21 protein-coding genes are annotated in these 19366 nt (G+C 74.3%); 16 read left to right on the forward strand and 5 right to left on the reverse strand.

From position 1 onward, the window contains the following. From B0E53_RS17915 to B0E53_RS17980, 14 genes are all read left to right on the forward strand, one after another. The coding region (locus B0E53_RS17915; protein ID WP_210406120.1) for a hypothetical protein at nt 1–204 on the forward strand (204 nt) is incomplete at its 5' end. A gap of 15 nt (nt 205–219) precedes the next feature. Next, nucleotides 220–714, forward strand: a complete 495-nt coding sequence (locus B0E53_RS17920) for a (2Fe-2S)-binding protein (protein WP_107077117.1) — start codon at nt 220–222, stop codon at nt 712–714. Then, on the forward strand, nt 711–3071 hold the full coding sequence (locus B0E53_RS17925) for a xanthine dehydrogenase family protein molybdopterin-binding subunit (RefSeq protein WP_107077118.1): 2361 nt from the start codon (nt 711–713) through the stop codon (nt 3069–3071). The genes B0E53_RS17920 and B0E53_RS17925 overlap by 4 nt, the downstream gene beginning before the upstream one ends. Before the next feature lie 26 nt (nt 3072–3097). Further along, the gene (locus B0E53_RS17930; protein ID WP_107077119.1) at nt 3098–3469 is read left to right on the forward strand and encodes a VOC family protein; all 372 of its coding nucleotides are present in this window, start codon (nt 3098–3100) and stop codon (nt 3467–3469) included. Between the two features lie 110 nt (nt 3470–3579). Beyond that, entirely contained in the window at nt 3580–4593 is a 1014-nt protein-coding gene (locus tag B0E53_RS17935; protein ID WP_348639666.1) for an ATP-binding cassette domain-containing protein, read from the forward strand. Next, nucleotides 4590–5399, forward strand: coding sequence for an ABC transporter permease (locus B0E53_RS17940; protein ID WP_107077121.1), 810 nt, complete (start codon nt 4590–4592; stop codon nt 5397–5399). The genes B0E53_RS17935 and B0E53_RS17940 overlap by 4 nt, the downstream gene beginning before the upstream one ends. A 142-nt stretch (nt 5400–5541) precedes the next feature. After that, the gene (locus B0E53_RS17945; protein ID WP_091316676.1) at nt 5542–5913 is read left to right on the forward strand and encodes a VOC family protein; all 372 of its coding nucleotides are present in this window, start codon (nt 5542–5544) and stop codon (nt 5911–5913) included. Nucleotides 5914–5916: 3 nt separating this feature from the next. Further along, on the forward strand, nt 5917–6261 hold the full coding sequence (locus tag B0E53_RS17950; protein WP_107077122.1) for a metalloregulator ArsR/SmtB family transcription factor: 345 nt from the start codon (nt 5917–5919) through the stop codon (nt 6259–6261). Beyond that, on the forward strand, nt 6258–6698 hold the full coding sequence (locus B0E53_RS17955) for an SRPBCC domain-containing protein (RefSeq protein ID WP_091316681.1): 441 nt from the start codon (nt 6258–6260) through the stop codon (nt 6696–6698). The genes B0E53_RS17950 and B0E53_RS17955 overlap by 4 nt, the downstream gene beginning before the upstream one ends. Before the next feature lie 135 nt (nt 6699–6833). Then, nucleotides 6834–8036 (forward strand): cytochrome P450, encoded by a 1203-nt coding sequence (locus B0E53_RS17960; RefSeq protein WP_107077123.1) that lies wholly within the window; start codon nt 6834–6836, stop codon nt 8034–8036. A 42-nt stretch (nt 8037–8078) separates the two neighbouring features. Further along, nucleotides 8079–9290, forward strand: coding sequence for a cytochrome P450 (locus B0E53_RS40145; RefSeq protein WP_107077124.1), 1212 nt, complete (start codon nt 8079–8081; stop codon nt 9288–9290). Between the two features lie 55 nt (nt 9291–9345). Continuing rightward, nucleotides 9346–10458 carry a class I SAM-dependent methyltransferase gene (locus B0E53_RS17970; RefSeq protein ID WP_146167696.1) on the forward strand — a complete coding sequence of 371 codons (1113 nt, stop codon included), beginning with the start codon at nt 9346–9348 and terminating at the stop codon, nt 10456–10458. 34 nt (nt 10459–10492) lie between these two features. Next, a complete protein-coding gene (locus B0E53_RS17975; protein WP_107077126.1) occupies nt 10493–11953 on the forward strand; it encodes an alpha/beta fold hydrolase in 1461 nt (486 codons plus the stop codon). Beyond that, the gene (locus B0E53_RS17980) at nt 11950–12846 is read left to right on the forward strand and encodes an NAD(P)H-binding protein (RefSeq protein ID WP_107077127.1); all 897 of its coding nucleotides are present in this window, start codon (nt 11950–11952) and stop codon (nt 12844–12846) included. The genes B0E53_RS17975 and B0E53_RS17980 overlap by 4 nt, the downstream gene beginning before the upstream one ends. Nucleotides 12847–12961: 115 nt before the next feature. On the opposite strand, the gene B0E53_RS17985 is transcribed toward B0E53_RS17980, so the two are convergent. Together B0E53_RS17985 and B0E53_RS37650 are read right to left on the reverse strand one after the other, a co-directional pair. Continuing rightward, nucleotides 12962–13465, reverse strand: coding sequence for an ester cyclase (locus tag B0E53_RS17985; RefSeq protein WP_107077128.1), 504 nt, complete (start codon nt 13463–13465; stop codon nt 12962–12964). A 36-nt stretch (nt 13466–13501) separates the two neighbouring features. Continuing rightward, the gene (locus B0E53_RS37650; RefSeq protein WP_168215359.1) at nt 13502–13930 is read right to left on the reverse strand and encodes an ester cyclase; all 429 of its coding nucleotides are present in this window, start codon (nt 13928–13930) and stop codon (nt 13502–13504) included. 214 nt (nt 13931–14144) lie between these two features. Here B0E53_RS37650 and B0E53_RS37655 point away from each other — a divergent pair, with 214 nt between their 5' ends. Together B0E53_RS37655 and B0E53_RS17995 are read left to right on the forward strand one after the other, a co-directional pair. Continuing rightward, a complete protein-coding gene (locus B0E53_RS37655; RefSeq protein WP_168215360.1) occupies nt 14145–15281 on the forward strand; it encodes an FAD-dependent monooxygenase in 1137 nt (378 codons plus the stop codon). Between the two features lie 10 nt (nt 15282–15291). Then, the gene (locus tag B0E53_RS17995) at nt 15292–16548 is read left to right on the forward strand and encodes an AarF/UbiB family protein (RefSeq protein WP_107077130.1); all 1257 of its coding nucleotides are present in this window, start codon (nt 15292–15294) and stop codon (nt 16546–16548) included. Between the two features lie 62 nt (nt 16549–16610). Here B0E53_RS17995 and B0E53_RS18000 read toward each other — a convergent pair whose 3' ends face one another. From B0E53_RS18000 to B0E53_RS18010, 3 genes are all read right to left on the reverse strand, one after another. Next, complete coding sequence (locus tag B0E53_RS18000; RefSeq protein WP_246835458.1) at nt 16611–17462, reverse strand: AraC family transcriptional regulator; 852 nt, start codon at nt 17460–17462, stop codon at nt 16611–16613. Nucleotides 17463–17467: 5 nt separating this feature from the next. Then, nucleotides 17468–18319 (reverse strand): SRPBCC domain-containing protein, encoded by an 852-nt coding sequence (locus B0E53_RS18005; protein WP_107077132.1) that lies wholly within the window; start codon nt 18317–18319, stop codon nt 17468–17470. Between the two features lie 38 nt (nt 18320–18357). After that, nucleotides 18358–19366 (reverse strand): KR domain-containing protein (locus tag B0E53_RS18010; RefSeq protein WP_146167698.1); only part of this gene is annotated, 1009 nt, incomplete at its 5' end.

Genomic DNA, 19366 nt, shown 5'->3' on the forward strand with positions numbered 1-19366 from the left:
CGCCGCCTGCCCGGCGTGGAGCGGGCGCTGCGCGGCGGACCGCTCGACGCCGAGGCGATCGCCGAGGCCGCGGCCGGCGCCGCCGGTGAGGTCGAGCCGGCCGGTGACGTGCAGGCCGACGCCGGGTACCGCCGCGAGGTCCTGGTGACCCTGGTCCGGCGGGCGCTGTCCGACGCGGCGCGCCGGGCCCGACCGACACACTGACCTGGGGAGCGACGCATGGAGTCCGTCGAGCTGCTGGTGAACGGGGTACGCCGGGCGGGGCGGGTCGAGCCGCGCCGGACGCTGGCCGACTTCCTCCGCGAGGATCTCGGGCTGACCGGTACGCACGTCGGCTGCGAGCAGGGCGCCTGCGGCGCCTGCACGGTGCTGCTCGACGGCGAGCCGGTCTACGCCTGCCTGCTCTTCGCCGTGCAGGCCCGGGGCCACGAGATCACCACGGTCGAGGGGCTGGCCGCCCCGGGCGAGCTGGATCCGGTGCAGGACGCCTTCCGCCGGTGCCACGCCCTCCAGTGCGGCTTCTGCACCCCGGGCATGCTGCTCGCCGCGCACGGGTTGCTCGCCGACGACCCGGACCCGGACGACGCCGGCGTCCGGGCCGCGCTCGCCGGCAACATCTGCCGCTGCACCGGCTACCAGAGCATCGTGGCCGCGGTCCGGCTCGCCGCGGCGGAGCGGCGCCGGCCGGCCGCGCCGGAAGGAGCGGCGCGATGAGCGGCGGACCCGAGGAGGGCCGGATCGGCAGCCCGGCCCGGCGGATCGAGGACCCGCGCCTGCTCACCGGCCGGGGCCGGTACGTGGCCGACCTGACCGCCCCGCACCTGGCGCACGCGGCGTTCCTGCGCAGCACCGTCCCGCACGCCCGGATCACCGTGGACGCCTCGGCCGCCCGGACCGCCCCCGGGGTGGTCGCCGTCTTCACCGCGGCGGACCTCGCCGGGACGCTCGGACCGGTCAGCTTCGACGCCTCGATCCCCGGGATGACCCAGCTCGTGCACACCGCGCTCGCCGACGACCGGGTCCGGCTGGTCGGCGACCCGGTGGCCATGGTGGTGGCGGAGAGCCGCTACCTGGCCGAGGACGCGCTGGAGCTGATCGAGGTCCGGTACGACGAGCTGCCCCCCTTGCCGGACGTGGCGACCGCCCTCGACCCGGCCGCCCCGGCCCTGTACGACGTGGCGCCCGGCAACGTGCCGTACCACGACACCGCCCGGTACGGCGACGTCGACGGCGCCTTCCGCCAGGCGGACCGGGTGATCGGCCGGACCCTGCGGCAGCACCGGTACATGGCCGCCCCGCTGGAGACCCGGGGCGGGCTGGCCGCGTACGAGCCGGCCGGCGGCGAGTTGACGTACCACGCCAGCGCGCACGCGCCGCACCTGATGCGGATGGTGCTCGCCGCGCACCTGCGGCTGCCGCCGCACCGGGTGCGGGTGGTGGTGCCGGACATGGGTGGCTCGTTCGGGTCGAAGTGGGGGATCACCCGGGAGGACCTGCTGGTCTGCGCGGCGGCCGTACGGACCGGCCGGCCGGTGCGGTGGATCGAGGACCGCCGGGAGAACCTGCTGGTCGGCGGGCACGCCCGGGACGAGTCGCTGCACCTGGAGGCGGCGGTCCGGGCGGACGGCACCCTGCTCGGGCTGCGGGCGAGGCTGGTCATGGACATCGGGGCGTACTCGGTCATCCCGATGAACCCGGCGTTCTTCACCCTGGCGCTGCGGCTGCTGATCCCCGGCCCCTACCGGGTCCCCGCGTACGACTTCGAGGTCAGCACGGTCTGCACGAACAAGGGGCCGTACGTGGCGTACCGGGGGCCCTGGGCGGTGGAGACCTGGGCGCGGGAGGTGCTGCTCGACATCATCGCCGGTGAGCTGGGGCTGGCGCCGGAGGAGATCCGGCGGCGCAACCTGGTCACCCCGGCCGAGCAGCCGTACCGGACGGCGGCCGGGTGGCGGCTGGACGGGACGCGGGCGCCGGCCACCCTGGACCGGGCGCTGGAGCTGGCCGACCTGCCCCGGTTCCGGGCCGAGCAGCGGCTCGCCCGGGAGCGGGGCGAGGTGCTCGGCTTCGGGCTGGCCACCTTCATCGAGCCCTCGCCGGGCGGCGCCGAGTTCCTCGCCATGTCAGGCGGCGGCAAGGAGACCGCCCGGGTCCGCGTCGAGCCGACCGGCGAGGTCTCGCTCTTCACCTCGCAGATCCCGCACGGGCAGGGGCACGAGACCACGCTCGCCCAGGTGGTGGCTGCCGAGTTCGGGCTGCCGTACACCGCCGTGCGGGTGGTGCACGGGGACACCGACGCCACCCCGTTCAGCATGGTGGGCACCGGCGGGAGCCGGGCCGCCACCTTCGGCAGCGGCGCGGCGACCCGGGCCGCCCGGGCGGTACGCGACCAGGTGCTCCGCCTCGCCAGCGGGATGCTCGGCGCCCCACCGGAGGAGCTGGAGCTGGCCGGCGGCCGGGTCTGCGTACGGGAGCGGCCGGCGACCGGGCTGACCATGGTGCAGCTCGCCGGCATGGTCTCCCTGGCCCCGGCCTACCTGCCCCCGGACACGCCGACCGAGCTGGCGGCCACCGCCACCTACGACGGGGCGGACGGTGGATTCGCCCAGGCCACCCACTGCTGCTGGGTACGGGTGGACCCGGGCACCGGGCAGGTCGAGATCACCCGCTACCTGGTGGTCGAGGACTGCGGCTCGATGATCAATCCGGCCGTGGTGGAGGGGCAGATCCGCGGCGGCACGGCTCAGGGACTGGGCGGGGTGCTCCACGAGCGGCTGCACTACGACGAGGCGGCCCGGCCGCTCTCCGACACGCTCCGCGACTACCTGCTGCCCACCGCGGCGGACGTGCCGCCGATCGAGATCGTGCACCTCGGCCCGGAGCCCGGGGCCGGCCCGCCGGATTACCGGGGGGTCGGTGAGGGAGGTGCCATCTGCGCGCCGCCGGCCATCACCAACGCGCTCTCCGACGCGTTGGGCATCGAGATCACCCAGCAGTCGGTGACCCCGTCGTTCGTGCTCGCGGCGCTGCGTAAGGCGGGCGCGACACCCGCGGACCTGCTTGACAGGTAGGAAGTTCCCTACCTATCGTCGTCGTCATGAGCATCAAGGGAATCAAGTTGATCACCGTGCCCGTGTCCGACCAGGACGCCGCCAAGCAGTTCTACGTCGAGCAGCTCGGCTTCGAGGTGTCGCAGGACTCCCAGATGGGGCCCATGCGCTGGCTCGAGGTGGCGCCCAAGGGATCGCCGGTCAGCTTCGCGCTGCTGCCGAGCGTGCTGGGTGTGCCCGTGGGCGGCCTCAAGGGCGTTCAGCTCTTCACCGACGACCTCGACGGCGACTGCGAGAGCCTGCGCGCCGCCGGCGTCAAGGTGGACGGGCCGAACGCCCGCCCATGGGGTCGTGACGCGAACTTCTCCGACCCGGACGGCAACGCCTTCGTCCTCATGTCGGCGCCCGGCGGCCAGTAGGTCGACGCGCTCCGGTTCGGCCGCCCCGACCTCTCCCCCCGGGGTCGGGGCCCGAGCCGGCACGGCCCGACGGACCCCCGGTCCTCAGTTGAGAGAGTGTCATGTCATTGATGATCGAGGCCGTGGGCCTCAGCAAGTCCTTCGGCAAGGTCGTCGCCCTCAACGGGCTCGACGTGCGCCTGGAGTCCGGCCAGGTCGCCGCGATCCTCGGCCCCAACGGGGCCGGTAAGACCACCTTCCTGCGTATGATCTCCACGCTCGCCCGGCCGGACGGCGGCACGCTGCGGGTCTGCGGCATCGACGTGACCGCCGAACCGGCCCGGGTCCGCCAGCTCATCGGCCTCGCCGGGCAGCACGCCACGGTCGAGCCCGCGCTGACCGGGCGGGAGAACCTCCAGATGATCGCCCGGCTGTTCGGCCAGGACCGGCGTACCGCCCGGGCCCGCGCCGAGGAGACGCTGGAGCGGCTGCGCCTCGGCGAGGCCGGCGACCGGCTGGTCCGCACCTACTCCGGCGGCATGCGGCGCCGGCTCGACCTGGGCGCCAGCCTGGTCGGCCGCCCGCAGGTGCTGCTGCTCGACGAGCCCACCACCGGGCTCGACCCGCAGAGCCGGATCGAGCTGTGGGACACCATCCGGGCGCTCACCACCGAGGGCACCGACGTGCTGCTCACCACGCAGTACCTGGAGGAGGCGGACCGGCTCGCCAACACCATCCTGATCATCGACCACGGGCAGGTGATCGCCTCCGGCACGGCCAAGGAGCTGAAGAGCCGGGCCGGCCGCGACATCGTGGAGATCCACGTCCGCGACCGGGAGGATCTTGATCCGGCCATGCGGGCGTTGACCCGGATCGGTGCCGAGACGCCGGTCGTCGACCACGGCTCGCTGATGGCCTCGGTGGCGGTCGACTCCGGCCCGGAGCGGCTCCGCGAGGCGTTGCAGGAGGTCAGCGAGCTGGGCGTACACGTCGAGGACGTGGCCCTGCGCCGGCCCACGCTCGACGAGGTGTTCCTGTCGCTGACCGGGTCGACCCCGGCGGGCGAGTCCCGCGGCGCCGAGCCGCGGTCGCCCGAATCCCCCACGGGCATCGAGCCCGAGACCGTGTCGAGGAGTTCCCGATGACCGCCGTGGCCGCGCCGCACCCGGCCAACAACGCCCGCCTGCTGCCCAGCGTCGGCGTGCTCACCGGTCGTGCCCTGCGCATCTACCGGCGTACGCCCCAACTGCTGATCCTGCGCATCGTGCAGTCGGTGGCGTTCCTGCTGATCTTCCGGTACGTGTTCGGCGGCGCGATCGGCACCGGCACGATGCGCTACGTCGACTTCATGGCGCCCGGGCTGCTCACCGTGGGCATCATGTTCGCCACCATCGGCACCGCGCTCGGCGTGGCCGAGGACCACGTCGGCGGCCTCTTCGACCGGCTGCGGTCGCTGCCCATGCCGCGCAGCGCCGTGCTCACCGGCCGGGTCCTGGCCGACCTCGCCATGACCGTCGCGGTGCTCATCCCGACCATCGCGATCGCCTTCGCGGTGGGGATGCGGGTGCACACCGACTGGGGCTCCGCGCTCGGCGCGCTGGGCCTCCTGGTGCTCTTCGGGTTCGCCTTCGTCTGGATCTTCGTGGCGGTCGGGCTGCTGGCCGGCAGCGTCCAGGCGGCGCAGGGCATCTCGTTCATCGTGATGCCGATCAGCTTCGCGTCCAGCGCCTTCGTGCCGACCTCCAGCATGCCGGGCTGGCTCCAGGCGTTCACCGAGCACCAGCCGGTGACGGTGGTGGTCAACGCGGTCCGCACCCTCACCCAGGGCGCCCCCGCCGAGGCGCTGCTCGGCCACAGCACCGGCTACTACGTCACCCGGTCGCTGATCTGGATCATCGCCCTGATCGTGGTCTTCGCGGGCCTGGCCATCGCCCGCTACCGGAGCCGCTGACCGGCGACTCCCGCGCGATGGTCCGTGCCGTGCCGCCCGTCCCAGGGTGGCACGGCACGGACCGCCGTCGTGTTTCTCACCCGATGCCATAGTCTCGTCACTCGGTTGACAGGTAGGAAATCTCCTACCTATCGTCCTGTCCATGACCATCACCCAGATCAGGCTCATCACGGTCTCCGTGTCGGACCAGGACCGGGCGAAGGCGTTCTACGCCGACGTGCTGGGGTTGACGGTCGTGCAGGACCTGACCATGGGGCCGATGCGCTGGTTGCAGGTGGGTCCGGAAAAGGGCGCCACTGGTATCGTTCTGGTGCCGGGTCGCACCGGTTTCGGGCCAGGTGACCTCCAGGGAGTCCAGTTGGAGACCAACGACCTCGACGCCGACTGCGCGCGCCTGCGCGCCGCGGGCGTGGCGGTCGACGGCCCGCACGACCGGCCGTGGGGCCGCGACGCCACCTTCGTCGACCCCGACGGCAACGGCTTCGTCCTCGTGACCCGCGAATCCGGCGGCTGAGCCATGTCCTCCGCCACGGGAGTGGACGTCTTCGCGGCGCTCGCCAGCCCGGTGCGGCGAGACCTCATCCGGCTGCTGCGCGACGGCGGGCCGCAGTCGGTGCAGGATCTGGCCGCCTCGTTCGACATGCGCCGGCCCAGCGTCTCCGAGCACCTCAAGGTGCTCCGCGACGCCGGCCTGGTGACCGAGCGCCGCAGCGGCCGCAAGCGGCTCTACCGGCTGGAGCCGGAGCCGCTGATGGACCTGCGCGACTGGCTCACCCCCTACGAGCGGTTCTGGCGCGAGCGGATGAGCGACTTCGCCGCGCTGGTCGCCGAGGAGTCCGCGACCGAGGGGAATCCGGTGTGACCGAACCCGACAAGATCGAAGTCGACCAGTTCCTGCCGTACCCGCCGGCACAGGTGTGGCGGATCCTGGTCGATCCCGATCTGATGGCCCGTTGGCTGATGCCCAACGACTTCAAGCCGGTGGTCGGTCACCAGTTCACCTTCCAGGCCAAGCCGATGCCGGCGCTGCACTTCGCCGGCACCATCCACTGCGAGGTCCTCGCCGTCGAGCCGGAACGGCTGCTCCAGATCACCTGGGCGGACCGCAGCGGCAGCGGCCTCGACTCGGTCGTCACCTGGCGGCTGGAGCCCGAGGGCCGGGGCACCCGGATGCTGATGGAGCACTCCGGCTTCGACCTCGACAGCCCGTTCCAGGCGGTCGCCCACCGCACCATGGGCAGCGGATGGCGCTCCTCCGTGGTGCGGTCCATGCTCACCGTGCTGGAGCAGGAGTCCTGACCCTCCGGCGGGCCCCGCCCGCCGCAGCAAGGTGGAGGAAGCCTCCTCCCGTCGCCGACGCATAGCGTGGCCGTACGCCGCTGATCTCGAAAGCGGTGTCCCCGCCCGCATCGCGCCGGAACGGCAGGTGGCCTCGTGAGCAGTGACGACCCGGCCCCCGCGTACCCGTTCACCCGGGACGTCGGCCTGACCATCGACCAGCGGTACCGGCAGCTCCTGCACGAGCGGCCGGTCTCCCGGGTGACCCTCCCGTACGGCGGCGAGGCGTGGCTGGTGCTGGACCACGCGGCGAACCGGACCGTGCTGGCCGACCGCCGGTTCAGCCGGGCCAAAATCCTCGGCGCCGACCTGCCCCGGATGTTCCCCCAGCCGATGACGCAGGTGTCCCTGCTCAGCATGGATCCGCCCGACCACACCCGGATCCGCCGGCTGGTGGCGAAGCCGTTCTCCCAGCGCCGGGTCGAGCAGCTGCGGCCGGAGATCGGCCGGCACGTCGACCTGCTGCTCGACGACGTCGAGCGGGCCGGCGCACCGGCGGACCTGATGTCGCTGGTGGCGGCCCGGCTGCCGCTCCGGGTGATCTGCCTGATCCTGGGCGTCCCCGAGGAGGACCGGGCGCAGTTCGACGCCTGGTCCGAGACCGCCATGTCGATCTTCACCCGGACCCGGGAGGAGACCGCCGAGGCGCTCGGCCACCTCTCCCGCTACATCGCCGGGCTGGTCGCGCAGCGCCGGGTACGCCCCACCGACGACCTGCTCAGCGAGCTGGTGACGGCCCGGGACGGCACCGACCGGCTCAGCGAGGACGAGCTGGTCTTCCTCGGGGTGACCCTGCTGGTGGTCGGGCACGAGACAGCGGAGAAGCAGGTCGGCAACCTGGTCTACACCCTGCTGACCCACCCCGACGAGCTGGCCGAGCTGCGCAAGCGCCCGGAGGCGGTGCCCGCCGCGGTGGAGGAGCTGCTCCGCTACATCCCGGTGCAGACCGCGCAGGGGGTCTTCCCCCGGGTGGCCACCGAGGACGTGCAACTCGGTGACGTGCTGATCCGGGCCGGGGAAACGGTCTTCCCGTTCTCCTCGGTCGCCAACCACGACCCCCGGGCCTTCGACCACCCCGACGAGCTGGACCTCGACCGGGAGTCGAACCTGCACCTCGCCTTCGGCCACGGCATCCATGCCTGTCTCGGCTCGCAGCTCGCCCGCCTCGAGCTCCAGGAGCTGGTCCGGCGGCTGCTCGACCGGTTCCCGGAGCTGGCGCTGGCCGTACCCGAGGCGGAGCTGGCCTGGAGCACGGAGGGATTCGTCCGAGGTCTGCGGGCGCTGCCGGTCACCTGGTGATCCGGCGGGGCCAGAAACCGATCCGACCATGGAGGCCGCAGCATGAGCACCCAGTCCGACGCGACCGGCACGCGCCACGCCACCTTCCCGTTCCCCCAGGACGACCCCTGCCTGCCGCCGCCGGAGTACGCCCGGCTCCGGGCCGACGAGCCGGTCACCCAGGTCGTCCTGCCCACCGGTGACCGGGCCTGGCTGGTCACCCGGCACGCCGACGTGCTCACCGTGCTCGGCGACGAGCGGTTCAGCCGCCGCGCGCTGACCGGCCCGGACGCGCCCAGGCTCGCCCCCATCCCACCGTTGCCGTCGCTGTTCTACCTCGACCCGCCGGACCACACCCGGGTCCGCCGGCTGGCCGCCCGGGCGTTCGACCCGGCCCGGCTGGCCCGGCTGCGACCCCGGGTCGACCGGGTCGTCGCGGCCCACCTGGACCGGCTGGCGGCGGCGGACCAGCCGGCCGACCTGCTCGCCACGGTGGCCCGGCCGCTGCCGCTGGCGGTGGTCGCCGCCGTGCTCGGCGTACCGGACGACGAGTACGAGCCGTTCGCCGGCTGGATCCGCACCGCGTTCAGCTTCGGCGCCGTCCCGCCCGACGAGCAGATGGCGGCGATGGGCGGCCTCCAGCAGTACCTGGCCGCGTTGATCGGTAGCCGGCGCAAGGAACCGGCCGAGGACGTGCTCAGCGACCTCGTGGCCCCGACCGGCGACGACCAGCTCGCCGACCACGAACTGGTCGCGCTGGTCTTCGACCTGATCGGCGCGGGCGACCAGCCGGTCACCGCGGAGATCGTGCACCTGGTGCTCAACCTGCTGCGCGACCCCGCCCGGCTGCCGGCCCTGCACGCGGAGCCGGAGCTGGTGCCCAGCGCCGTCGAGGAGCTGCTCCGGCACTCCCAGTCCGCCGGTGGCGGCCTCGGCTCGGTGCGGATCGCCGTGGCCGACGTGGAGCTGTCCGGCGTGACCATCCCGGCCGGCGACCCGGTGATCCCCTCGTTCAACGCCGCCAACTTCGACGAGTCGGTCTTCCCCGACGCGGACCGGATCGACCTGGCGCGGCGGCGCAACCCGCACCTGACCTTCGCCCAGGGCATCCACCACTGCCTCGGCGCCCCGGTCGGCCGGATGGAGTTGACCGCGCTGCTCGGCGGCCTGGCCCGGGACTTCCCGAGCCTGCGGCTGGCGGTGCCCGAGGACCAGCTCCAGTGGCTGCCGGTGCCCGCGTTCCGGACCCCGGGCGAGATCCCCGTGCACTGGTGACCCGCCCGCCCCCGACCGACCGGCCACGAGCCCCGTCCCCTCCGAGGTGATCACCGTGAACCAGCCCACCCTGACCTCCGAAGCCCAGCAGCCGCCCGGCCCGCCGGGGCAGTTGGACATGTCCGCGCTGATGGCCTTCATGCAGCGCTTCGTCGGCGACGTGTCGGCGGCCGGCGTGGTCGTCATGTGCGCCCTCGGCAGCCGGCTCGGCCTCTTCGCCGATCTGGCCCGCTCGGGGCCGGCCACCGCCGGGGAACTCGCCCGCCGGACCGGCAACCACGAGCGGTACGTCCGCGAGTGGGCGCTGGCCCTGGCCAGCGCCGGCTACCTCACCCGGGACGCCGAGGGCCGGTACGCCCTGCCGCCCGGCCCGGCCGCCGCGCTCGGCGACGAGAACGGGCCGTTCTACATGGGGGACATGGCCCGGCTCATGCCGGCGCTGTCGGCGGTGCTGGACGGTGTGATCGAGGGCTTCCGCACCGGCTCCGGCCTGCACCCCGAGGAGTACCCGGCGGAGCTGTTCGAGACCATCTGGCACAAGGACGCCAACCGCCTCGGCAAGGTGCTCGTCCCGCAGTGGGTGGTCGCGGTGGACGGGCTCACCGAGCAGCTCACCGTCGGCGGGCGGGTGGCGCAGGTGCACTGCGGCGACGGCCGGGCGCTGATCCTGCTCGCCCAGGCCTTCCCGAAGCTGCAACTCGTCGGGTACGACCCGGTCGAGATCAACGTCCGCCGGGCCCGCGCCGAGGCGGCCGCGGCCGGCGTGGCGGACCGGATCCGGTTCAGCACCGCCGACCCGGCCGAGGACCTCGACGACGGGCTGGCGCTGGTGCTGGCGATCGACGTGCTGCACGAGGCGCCCGACCCGGCCGCGCTGCTGCGCCGGATCCACGACTCCCTCCAGTCGCACGGGGTGTTCCTGCTCCTGGCCACCAACGGCGAGGACGTGCCGCTGGCCGGCGCCGGCCCGGTGAGCAGCATGCTCTACGCGATCAGCACCCTCCAGCACGTGCCGCAGGGCCTCGCGGCCGGCGCCGCCGATCCGGCCGGACTGATGGGGCTGCCGCCGGCGCTGCTGCACCGGCTGTGCGAGGAGGCCGGCTTCACGAGCGTCGAGAAGCTGATGGAGCCCAGCCCGTTCAACACCCTCTACGAGCTCCGGGCCTGACCGGCCAGCCGCGGCGACGAAGGGAGAACGTCACATGTCCGCCGATGTTCTGAGCACCCCGACCAGCGACGGGCCGGCCGGGGGCGACCTGGCCGGCTACCACCGGCAGCGGCTGACCTGGCAGCCGGCCGAGGGCGAGGCGGGAACGGAGACCACCCGGGTCACCGTCCCGCTCGACTACCGCGACCCCGCCGGGCGCACCATCGAGATCGCCGTGGCCCGCCGGCCCGCCGGCGACCCCGGGCGGCGGATCGGGGTGCTGATGATCGCGCCCGACGACCCCGGCAACCGGGGCATCCCGCTGATCGGGCAGCTCGTCGGGGCGCTCCCCGCCGAGGTACTGGACCGGTTCGACCTGGTCGCCTTCGACCACCGGTTCAGCGGCGACAGCCACCCCATCGAGGTGGACTGGACGCCCGAGGAGCGGCTCTGGGTATTCCACCGGCCGCAGAGCATCACCGAGGAGATCCGGTTCCAGTCCAAGGTGGCCGCCAAGGTCGCCGACGTCGCACTGGACCTGCTGCCGTACGCCAGCACCCGCAACGTGGCCCGGGACATGGACGTCGTCCGCGCCGCCCTCGGCGAGGAGAAGATCTCCTACCTCGGCTGGTCGTACGGGACGTACCTGGGCGCGGTCTACACCCAGCTGTTCGGCGAGCGGGCCGACCGGGTGGTGCTGGACAGCGTGCTCAGCCCCGACTGGCCCTGGCGCGGGCTCTTCCTCAACGTCGCGGCGAGCACCGAGGCGGCGGTGAACCGCTGGTGCGGCTGGGCCGCGGCGCGCGACGGCGAGCTGCGTCTGGGTGACACCGCGGCGACGGTCCGGTCCCGCTACGACGAGCTGCTGGACCGGGCCGGGCGGGAGCCGCTGGCCGTGCCCGGACTGCCGATGCCGCTGGACCGGTTCGCGCTGGAGTTCTTCACGGTGGTGATGCTGACCGCCGACCGCACGTACCCGCTGCTGGGCGCGGTGCTGAAGGCCGCGGTGCACGGCGAGCCGGTGCCCGGCCCGGCGGTCGGCGAGCTGATGGGGCTGGTCAACCAGCGCCAGGACAGCACTCCGGCCGGGCAGCTCGCCATCCTCTGCGGGGAGTCGAGCTGGCCGCGCGACCTCGACCGGTACGAGGCCGAGATGGCGAGTGTGGGCGCGGAGCTGCCGTTCATCGGGCGGACCCTGGCCTCGGTGAAGGCCGGCGCGTTCTGGCCGACCTCCCCGGTGGAGCCGCTGACCGAGATCGGGCCGGGGAACAGCGCCCGCTCGATCCTGCTCGTGCAGTCCGAGGCGGACATCTTCACCCGGGCGGTCGGGGCGTGGCGGCTGCGCGAGCTGCTGCCGGAGAACAGCCGGCTGGTGCTCGCCGCCGACACGGCGTGCCACAAGCTCTTCCCGTTCGGCGGGCACCCGGTGGTCAACGAGCTGACCACCCGGTACCTGCTCACCGGCGAGCTGCCGGAGAGGGACGTCACCGTCGAGAACCACCAGGAGTCGGCATGAGCGGGACGATCCTGGTCACCGGGGCCACCGGCCGGGTCGGGTCGGAGCTGGTCCGGCTGCTCGCCGCGTCCGGCGTCCGGCCCCGGGCCCTGGTCCGCGACGTCGAGCGGGCCCGGGCGAAGCTCGGGGACGCCGCGGATCTGGTCGCCGGCGACCTGAACCGGGCGGCGGACCTGGACGCCGCGCTGGCCGGGGTGGAGCGGGTGTTCGTGCTGACCGCGACCAGCCGGGGGCAGCTCACCCAGGAGCGCAACGCGATCGACGCGGCGGTACGCGCCGACGTGCGGCACGTGGTGAAGCTGTCGGTGCTGGACGCCGGCCGGGAGTCGCCACTGCGACACGGTGTCTGGCAGGGCGACGCGAACGCGCTGCTGGTCAACTCCGCGGTCGACCACACCGTGCTGCAACTGGCGTTCTTCATGCAGAACCTGTTCGGGATGGTGGCCGGGGGCGCGATCCGCAGCTCGGCCGGGGACGGCCGGGTGGCGATGGTCGACGCGCGGGACGTGGCGGCCGCCGCGGCGGCGCTGCTCACCGACTGCCCCGACTGGGCGCGCAACCGGACCCTGGTGTTGTCCGGCCCGGAGGCTCTCTCCTTCGACGACACGGCGAAGGTGCTGGCCGAGGCGACCGGTGTCCCATTGCGCCACCTGCCGGTGCCGCGCGAGCAGGTGGCCGCCATGCTGCGCCAGTTCGGGGCCGAGGAGTGGTACGCCGAGGACGTGGCGGTGTTCAACGACCTGATCGCCGCCGGCCGGGTCCAGGCGGTCACCGACACCGTGCGGCGGCTGACCGGCGCCGAGCCCCGGTCGCTGGGCGACTTCGCCCGGGAGTTCGCGGCCGTCTTCCAGCGGGCGGCCGCGCCGCCGCCGGGCGGGTGGCGGGCCGGCTGACCGTCAGGAGACGCGACGAAGGCGACCCGGGACGTGGTGCCCGGGTCGCCTTTTCGCGTACCCGTGACGTGGGCCCCGCCGGATCGCCGGCGGGGCCCATCGGGGTGGCGGGTCGTCAGCCCTTGCCAGCGGTGCCGATCTCCTCGCGGTCCCACATGGACGACCAGCCGCCGGCCGCGCCCGGCTCGCCGGCCAGCAGGTCGGGGATCTTCGCGACGTCGAAGACGCCCCAGTGCTCGGCGATCCTGCCGTCGGAGAACCGGAAGGTGTTGGACCCGCCGATCTCGAACCGTCGGCCGGTCGCCGGGATGCCCATGAACGGCCCGGTGTGCTCGAAGTGCAGCAGGATGGCCTGGGCCAGGATGTCGCCCTCGCACACCGACACCAGCACCTCGACCTTGCGGGTGGTGAGCACCTGGTTCGCGTGGTCGAACCGGTGCGCCACGCCGTCGCGGCTCGGCGGGTCCCACGGCGGGGCGAAATGGTCGACGAAGCCCGGTGCGAGGACGTGCTGCACGGCCGTGAGGTCGTAGTCGAACAGCACCGCCTTGCGGAAATTCCGCACGGTCTCCTCGAATTCGCGTTTGCGCTGCGCCAGATCCGGGTGGTGTCCGGTCATGTCGGTCTCTCCGTTTCCTCGAAATTGCCCGGCTGCTCAGGAAAAGGCGGTGGACAGTTCGGACGGCAGCATCCCGATCTGCACGAGGATGCCCAGCGCGTCGGCCACCCCCCAGTGGTCGACCACGACACCGTCGACGATCCGCAACTGCCCCATGAGCGCGCAGCTCACGGGGCGGCCGGTCGGCGGGATGCCCATGTACGCGCCGGTGTGCGTGGCGTGCACGGTCATCCGGGTGGCCACCAGCTCGCCCTCGGAGACGATGCTGTGCAGCTCCATGCGCAGGTCGGGGAAGGCGTCGAGGAACCGCCGCATCTCGGCGGCGGTGTCCTCGGCGCTGATCGTGCCGCCCCGGCCGTGGTGCACCATCGTCGGGGACCAGAAGGTCATCAGAGCGTTGATGTCGCCGTTGTTCCAGGCGTCGATGAGCTGCCGCACGACCGCCTTGTTGTCAGGTGCTGACACCGCAACCTCCGAATTGATGGGTCGGGCCGCGCGCTCGTCGTACCGGGCCGCCGCGGCACCCGGGATCACCCATCGATCCTCGCCCGCGGGCGGACGTTTCCCCTTATCCGGTGTTGCTGTCTTCCCGGCCGCCGAAACGGAACAGCAATCGGCGAGAACCGGCCCACCGGCACGTCGCTCTACCGTTTCCGCAGATGACCGGAAAGGCGGCGACATGACGACTCGACGGGCGCTCGTCGTCGGCGGCGGGCCGGCCGGCCTGGCGACCGCACTGGCCCTGCGGGACGCGGGCTGGGACGCGGTGGTCCTCGAACGCTCGGCGGACGTGGGGCCCTCCGGCGTCGCCCTCACCCTCTGGCCGAACGCGCTGTCCGCACTCGCCGCCGTCGGCGCCGACAAGCCGGTCCGGGCGGCCGGCTGTCCGGCCGACGGCAACCAGATCCGCGCCGCCGACGGGCGGATCCTCGACGACGTGCCGGGGCCGTTGATGGCGGAGCGCTTCGGCGGCCGGGGCCTGGCGCTGCTCCGCGCCGACCTGGTCGAGGCGCTGCGCGCCCAACTCTTCCCCGGGATGCTGCGCACCGGCGCCCGCTGCGTCGGCTGGACCGAGGCGGGCGACCGGGTGCGTGCCGCCCTCGCCGACGGCGGCACCGAGGAGGCCGACCTCCTCGTCGGCGCGGACGGGCTGCGCTCGACGATCCGCCGGCAGCTGCTCGGCGGCGGCGCGGACCCGCTGCGCTACGCCGGCTACCCGGTCTGGCGTGGCATCGCCCGGTACGACCTCGGCGCCGCGCCGGGCCTGCTCACCATGGGCCGGGCCGCCCAGTTCGGGCTGTTCCCGCTGCCGGAGGGGCGGGCGTACTGGTTCGCCACCATGCCGTTGCGCCGGGGCTGGGGTGAGCAGTTGCCCCGCCGGGTCTGGTCGGCCCGGTTCGACGGCTGGCACGCGCCGATCCCGCAGGTGCTGGCCGCCACCCCGGACGAGGACATCCTGGTCACCGACATCTACGACCGCGCGCCCGTGCCCCGGTGGAGCGCCGGGCGGGTGGTCCTGGTCGGCGACGCCGCCCACCCCAGCACCCCGAACCTGGGCCAGGGCACCTGCCAGGCGCTGGAGGACGCCGTGGTGCTGGGCCGCTGCCTGCGCGACCACGACGTGGCCGGGGCCCTGACCCGGTACGAGGCGGCGCGCCGCCGCCGGGCGGACGGCCTGACCCGCCAGGCCCGGATGCTCGGCCGGGTCGGGCAGTGGAGCAACCCGGTGGCCTGCTGGATCCGGGAGCAGATGATCCGCCGCGCCCCGGCCGGCCCCCGGCTGCGGCAGATGGCGGAGATGTTCGCCTTCGAGTGAGGAGTGATCGATGCCGCTGCGGATGTTCCTGCGGGTGCTGGCCATCGTCGCCGTGGCGTCCGGGGAGGCGCTGCGGACCCTGCCGGCGTCCCTCGTGCTGCGGGTGACCCGGGGGCCGGAGGCGGCGGCCGAGCGCCGCTACCGAGGGATGGTGCGGGCGCTGCAACGACTGGGCCCGACCTTCGTCAAGTTCGGGCAGATCGCCGGCACCCGCCGGGACGCGCTGCCGCCCGCGCTCTGCGCCCGGCTCGGCACCCTCTTCGACGAGGTGCCGCCGATGTCCGTCGCGGCGGCCGGCGAGGCGCTGCGCCGGGCCCGGGCGGAACAGCCCCGGCTGGTGCTGCGCCCGGTGGACCCGGAGCCGCTGGCCAGCGGCAGCATCGCCTCGGTCTACCGCGCCGTGCTGGACGACGGCACCGTCGTGGCGCTGAAGCTCAAGCGGCCCGGCATCGACGACCGGATGCGGGCGGACCTGCGGCTCATCGAGCTGATGGCGCGGCTGGGCGCGCGGGCGCCGAAGATGAAGGGCATGCCCATCGCCGACCTGGTCGGCTACCTGAGCGCGGCGATCCTCGGCCAGCTCGACTTCCACCGCGAGGCGGCGAACAGCGAGCGGCTCCGCGCCGAGCTCGCCGAGCTGCCGGAGGTCCGGGTGCCCCGGCTGCACCGGGACCGGTCGGCGTCGAACTGCCTGGTCTTCGAGTACCTGCCGGATCTGGACGGGCGGACCGTCGAGCGGCTCGACCCGCGGGTCCGGGCGCACCTCGCCGAGGTGGTGCTGGCCGCCGTGCACCGGCTCTTCTTCGGCGCGGGCTTCGTCCACTGCGACCTGCACCCGGGCAACCTCTACCTGACCCGGGACGAGCGGGTGGTCGTCCTCGACGCCGGCTACTGCGTCCAGCTGCCCGACGGCGTACGGGCGGCGATCGGCGAGTTCTTCGCCCGGCTGGGGGCCGGCGACGGCCGGCGGTGCGGGGAGATCGTGCTGGCCAGCGCGGTCAACGCCGGCGCCGGCCTGGACCGGGACGGCTTCGTCCGGGACGTGGCGGAGCTGGTCGCCCGGACCGCCGGCCCGGACAACGAGTTCGACATGTCCGTCTTCGGCAACGGCATCTACGACCTCCAGCAGCGGTACGGCATCTATGCCGCCTCCGACTTCGCCTTCCCGCTGATGTCCCTGCTCGTGGTGGAGGGCACGGTGCGCGGGATCAGCCCCGACGTCGACTTCCAGCGGGTCGGTGGCCCGGCGCCGACCCCGCACGCCTGATTCCCCGCACCGCCCGCGGTGGCCTCCCCGGCCAGGGGAGACCACCGCGGGCGCGTCCGGCCTTACGGCCGCGCGGCGAGGGGCAGCACCGGCAGGCCGGTGAGGATCGGCGGGTCGATGGGGCGGGCCGGGGCGAGCCGCACGGCCAGCGGGCCGGTGGTCCGGCCCGGGCGGACCACCACCGGCGCGTCGGCCACCCCGACCCAGACGTCCGGGTCGCGGACGCCGGCCAGCACCTCGCCGACGGTGACCGCCTCGGGGTGCGCGCAGGCCAGCAGGTGCCAGGTGCCCTCGGGTACCCCGGTGACGGCGAAGGGGCCGTCGCCGGTGACGCTGGTGCAGGCGACGGGAAGCCCCTGGGCCAGCGGGGTGGGGAAGAGCCCGAGCAGCACCAGCCGGGCGTCCTCGGCCGGGGTGTGCACGGTGCCGGTGACCACGCCCCCGGGCGGCGCGTCCTCCTCCGCCGGCTCGGTCCCGGCGGCGACCACGTGCTCCAGCGGCCGGTCGCCGTGCGCGGCGTCCAGCCGGCGCAGCCGGCCCGGCCCGACCCCGACCTGCTCGGTGAACTGGGTGGTGAAGGTGCCCAGGCTGCTGTAGCCGACCGTGGTGCAGATGTCGGTGACGTTCATCCGGCTGGAGACCACCAACCGGCGGGCCTCGGCCATCCGCAGCGCGGACAGGAACCGTCCCGGCGGGGTACCGGTGACCAGGCGGAACACCCGGCTGAAGTGGAACGGGCTCAGATACGCCACCTGGGCCAGGCGGGACAGGGTCCACGGCTCGTCGAGCCGGTCCCGCATCGCCCGGATCACCCGGGAGACCGCGTCCCGGTGCTGCTGGAGGACGGTCGACCGGCCGCGCCGGTGCGCCGGCTCGGTGCGGTCGCCCCGGACCGGGGCGCGGTCGTGGGCCATCGCGGTCACGGCAGCTCCTGCCGGGTCCGCGCGCACTCCTCGGCCAGCGCCAGCGCGGCCGTCCAGGTGGCTGCGAACCGGTGCCGCAGCGTCCGTTCCTGCAGGTCGCTGAGGCCGAGCCGGTGCCAGCCCTGGTGCGAGACGGAGAGCGTACGGGCCCGCTCGCCCGGGTCGGTCCGGACCTGGCAGACGGTGACCGTACGCGCCCCGGGGATCTCGACCGCGAAGTCGAGGCTCTGCTCCCGGTCGAGCTGCCAGTCGCGCAGGGTGAACCGGCGCGGGCCCTCCTCGTCGACCACGAAGAACCAGCCGGGGCCGGCGCCGTCGGTGGCGATGGGGAGCCAGTCGACCACCGTCTCCTCGCGCAGCGGGTGCCAGGAGCCGTTCGGCAGCACCACGCTGCCGTCGATCTCCGGCCGCCAGTCGTACCGGGAGGGGCGGCCGGTCTCCAGGTAGCGGGCGAGCCGGCCGACGAAGTCCAGCCACCCGGCCTTGAGCTGGGCCACCTCCGACCCGGGGCGGCCGGGGCAGCTGTCGTCAACGGTCAGCGTGGTGGTCTCCGCCCCGCCGGTCAGCGTCCAGCCGACCTGGCACTCCGGGCCGACGCCGAGGAAGCTCCACCGGAACAGCAGGCGGTCGCGCGGCTCGACGTGGTCGACCTCGATGTCGAAGAAGTCGCCGTCGCCGAAGTCGACCCGGGTGCTCGCCCCGGTGGTCATGGGCGCGGACAGGTGGCCGAACCACTGGGCGACCCGCCGCGGGTCGGTGACCGCTTCCCACACCTCGTCTACCGGGGCCGGCACGCTGACCATCACGCGCACCCAGTCGTCGGGCAGTTTCAGGTATCCGTCGGGCATCGTGCTCACCTCTCTCAGGAGCGGGCGGACCGGGTGTCTCAGGTGCCGGCGGGCAGCAGCCGGTAGCGGGAGCTGCGCAGCGCCGGCCCGTCCGGGTCGGCCCCGGAGCGGACCACGCAGTCCACCCCGTCGCCGGTGACGGTGGCCCGGACCAGCAGCGGGGCGCCGTGGCCGGCCGTTCCGTCCGGGATCAACGCGGCACCGCCGGCCGCCGCCTCGGCCACCGCGCGCATCGCCGTGTCGAGGTCGCCGCCGGGCGGCACGACCAGGGCGGCGTCCACCCCGGGTACGCCCTCCGGCCGCCCGGACCAGGCGCCCTGGGTGCCGGGGCGCTCGCCGCAGACGAGCAGCGAGTCGGGCAGGTCCTCGTCGGGCGGGGCGTCGACCAGCGCGGCGAGCAGCCGGGTGGCCGCGGCGACCCCGGTGGCCACCGGCACCGGCACCATGCCGAGCTGCCGGGCCGCGACCCGGGCCACCTGCCGGGCCATCCCGGCGCCGGACCAGAGCGACCACTCGGCGGTGCAGCAGCGGATTGCGGGGTGGGCGGCGGCGTACCGGGCGGTGGCCCGGTGCAGCAGTTCGTTGGCGAGGGCGTAGCCGGCGAGCCCCGGGTGCGCGCCGTGCGCGGTGAGCGAGCCGAAGGTGAGCACCGCCCGCAGCCGGTTGGTGCGGACCGTGGCGAGCACCGCCTCCAGGGTGGCGACCTTCGCGGCGACCAGGGCGTCGACCTCGGCGGGGCCGAGGCGTACCCCGGTGCCGCCGGCGATCCGCCCGGCGCAGTGCACGATCGCGGTGGGCCGCAGCCCGGCCAGGGCCGCGCGGGCGGCCGCCGGGTCGGTGAGGTCGAGGGTGAGCAGCCGGGCCCGCGGGCAGCGCCGGCGCAGCAGGGTGAGCATCCGGCGGACGTCGGGCGGGGCGCCGTCCGGCGTACGCACGTCGAGCAGGACCGGGACGGCGCCGGCGGCGGCCAGCGCGACGGCGAGGCGGCTGCCGAGCCCGCCCAGCCCGCCGGTGACCAGGACGGTGGCCCCGGCGAACCGCGGCGCC

The organism is Micromonospora sp. MH33, assembly GCF_003013775.1.
Taxonomy (GTDB): Bacteria; Actinomycetota; Actinomycetes; order Mycobacteriales; family Micromonosporaceae; genus Micromonospora; species Micromonospora fulviviridis.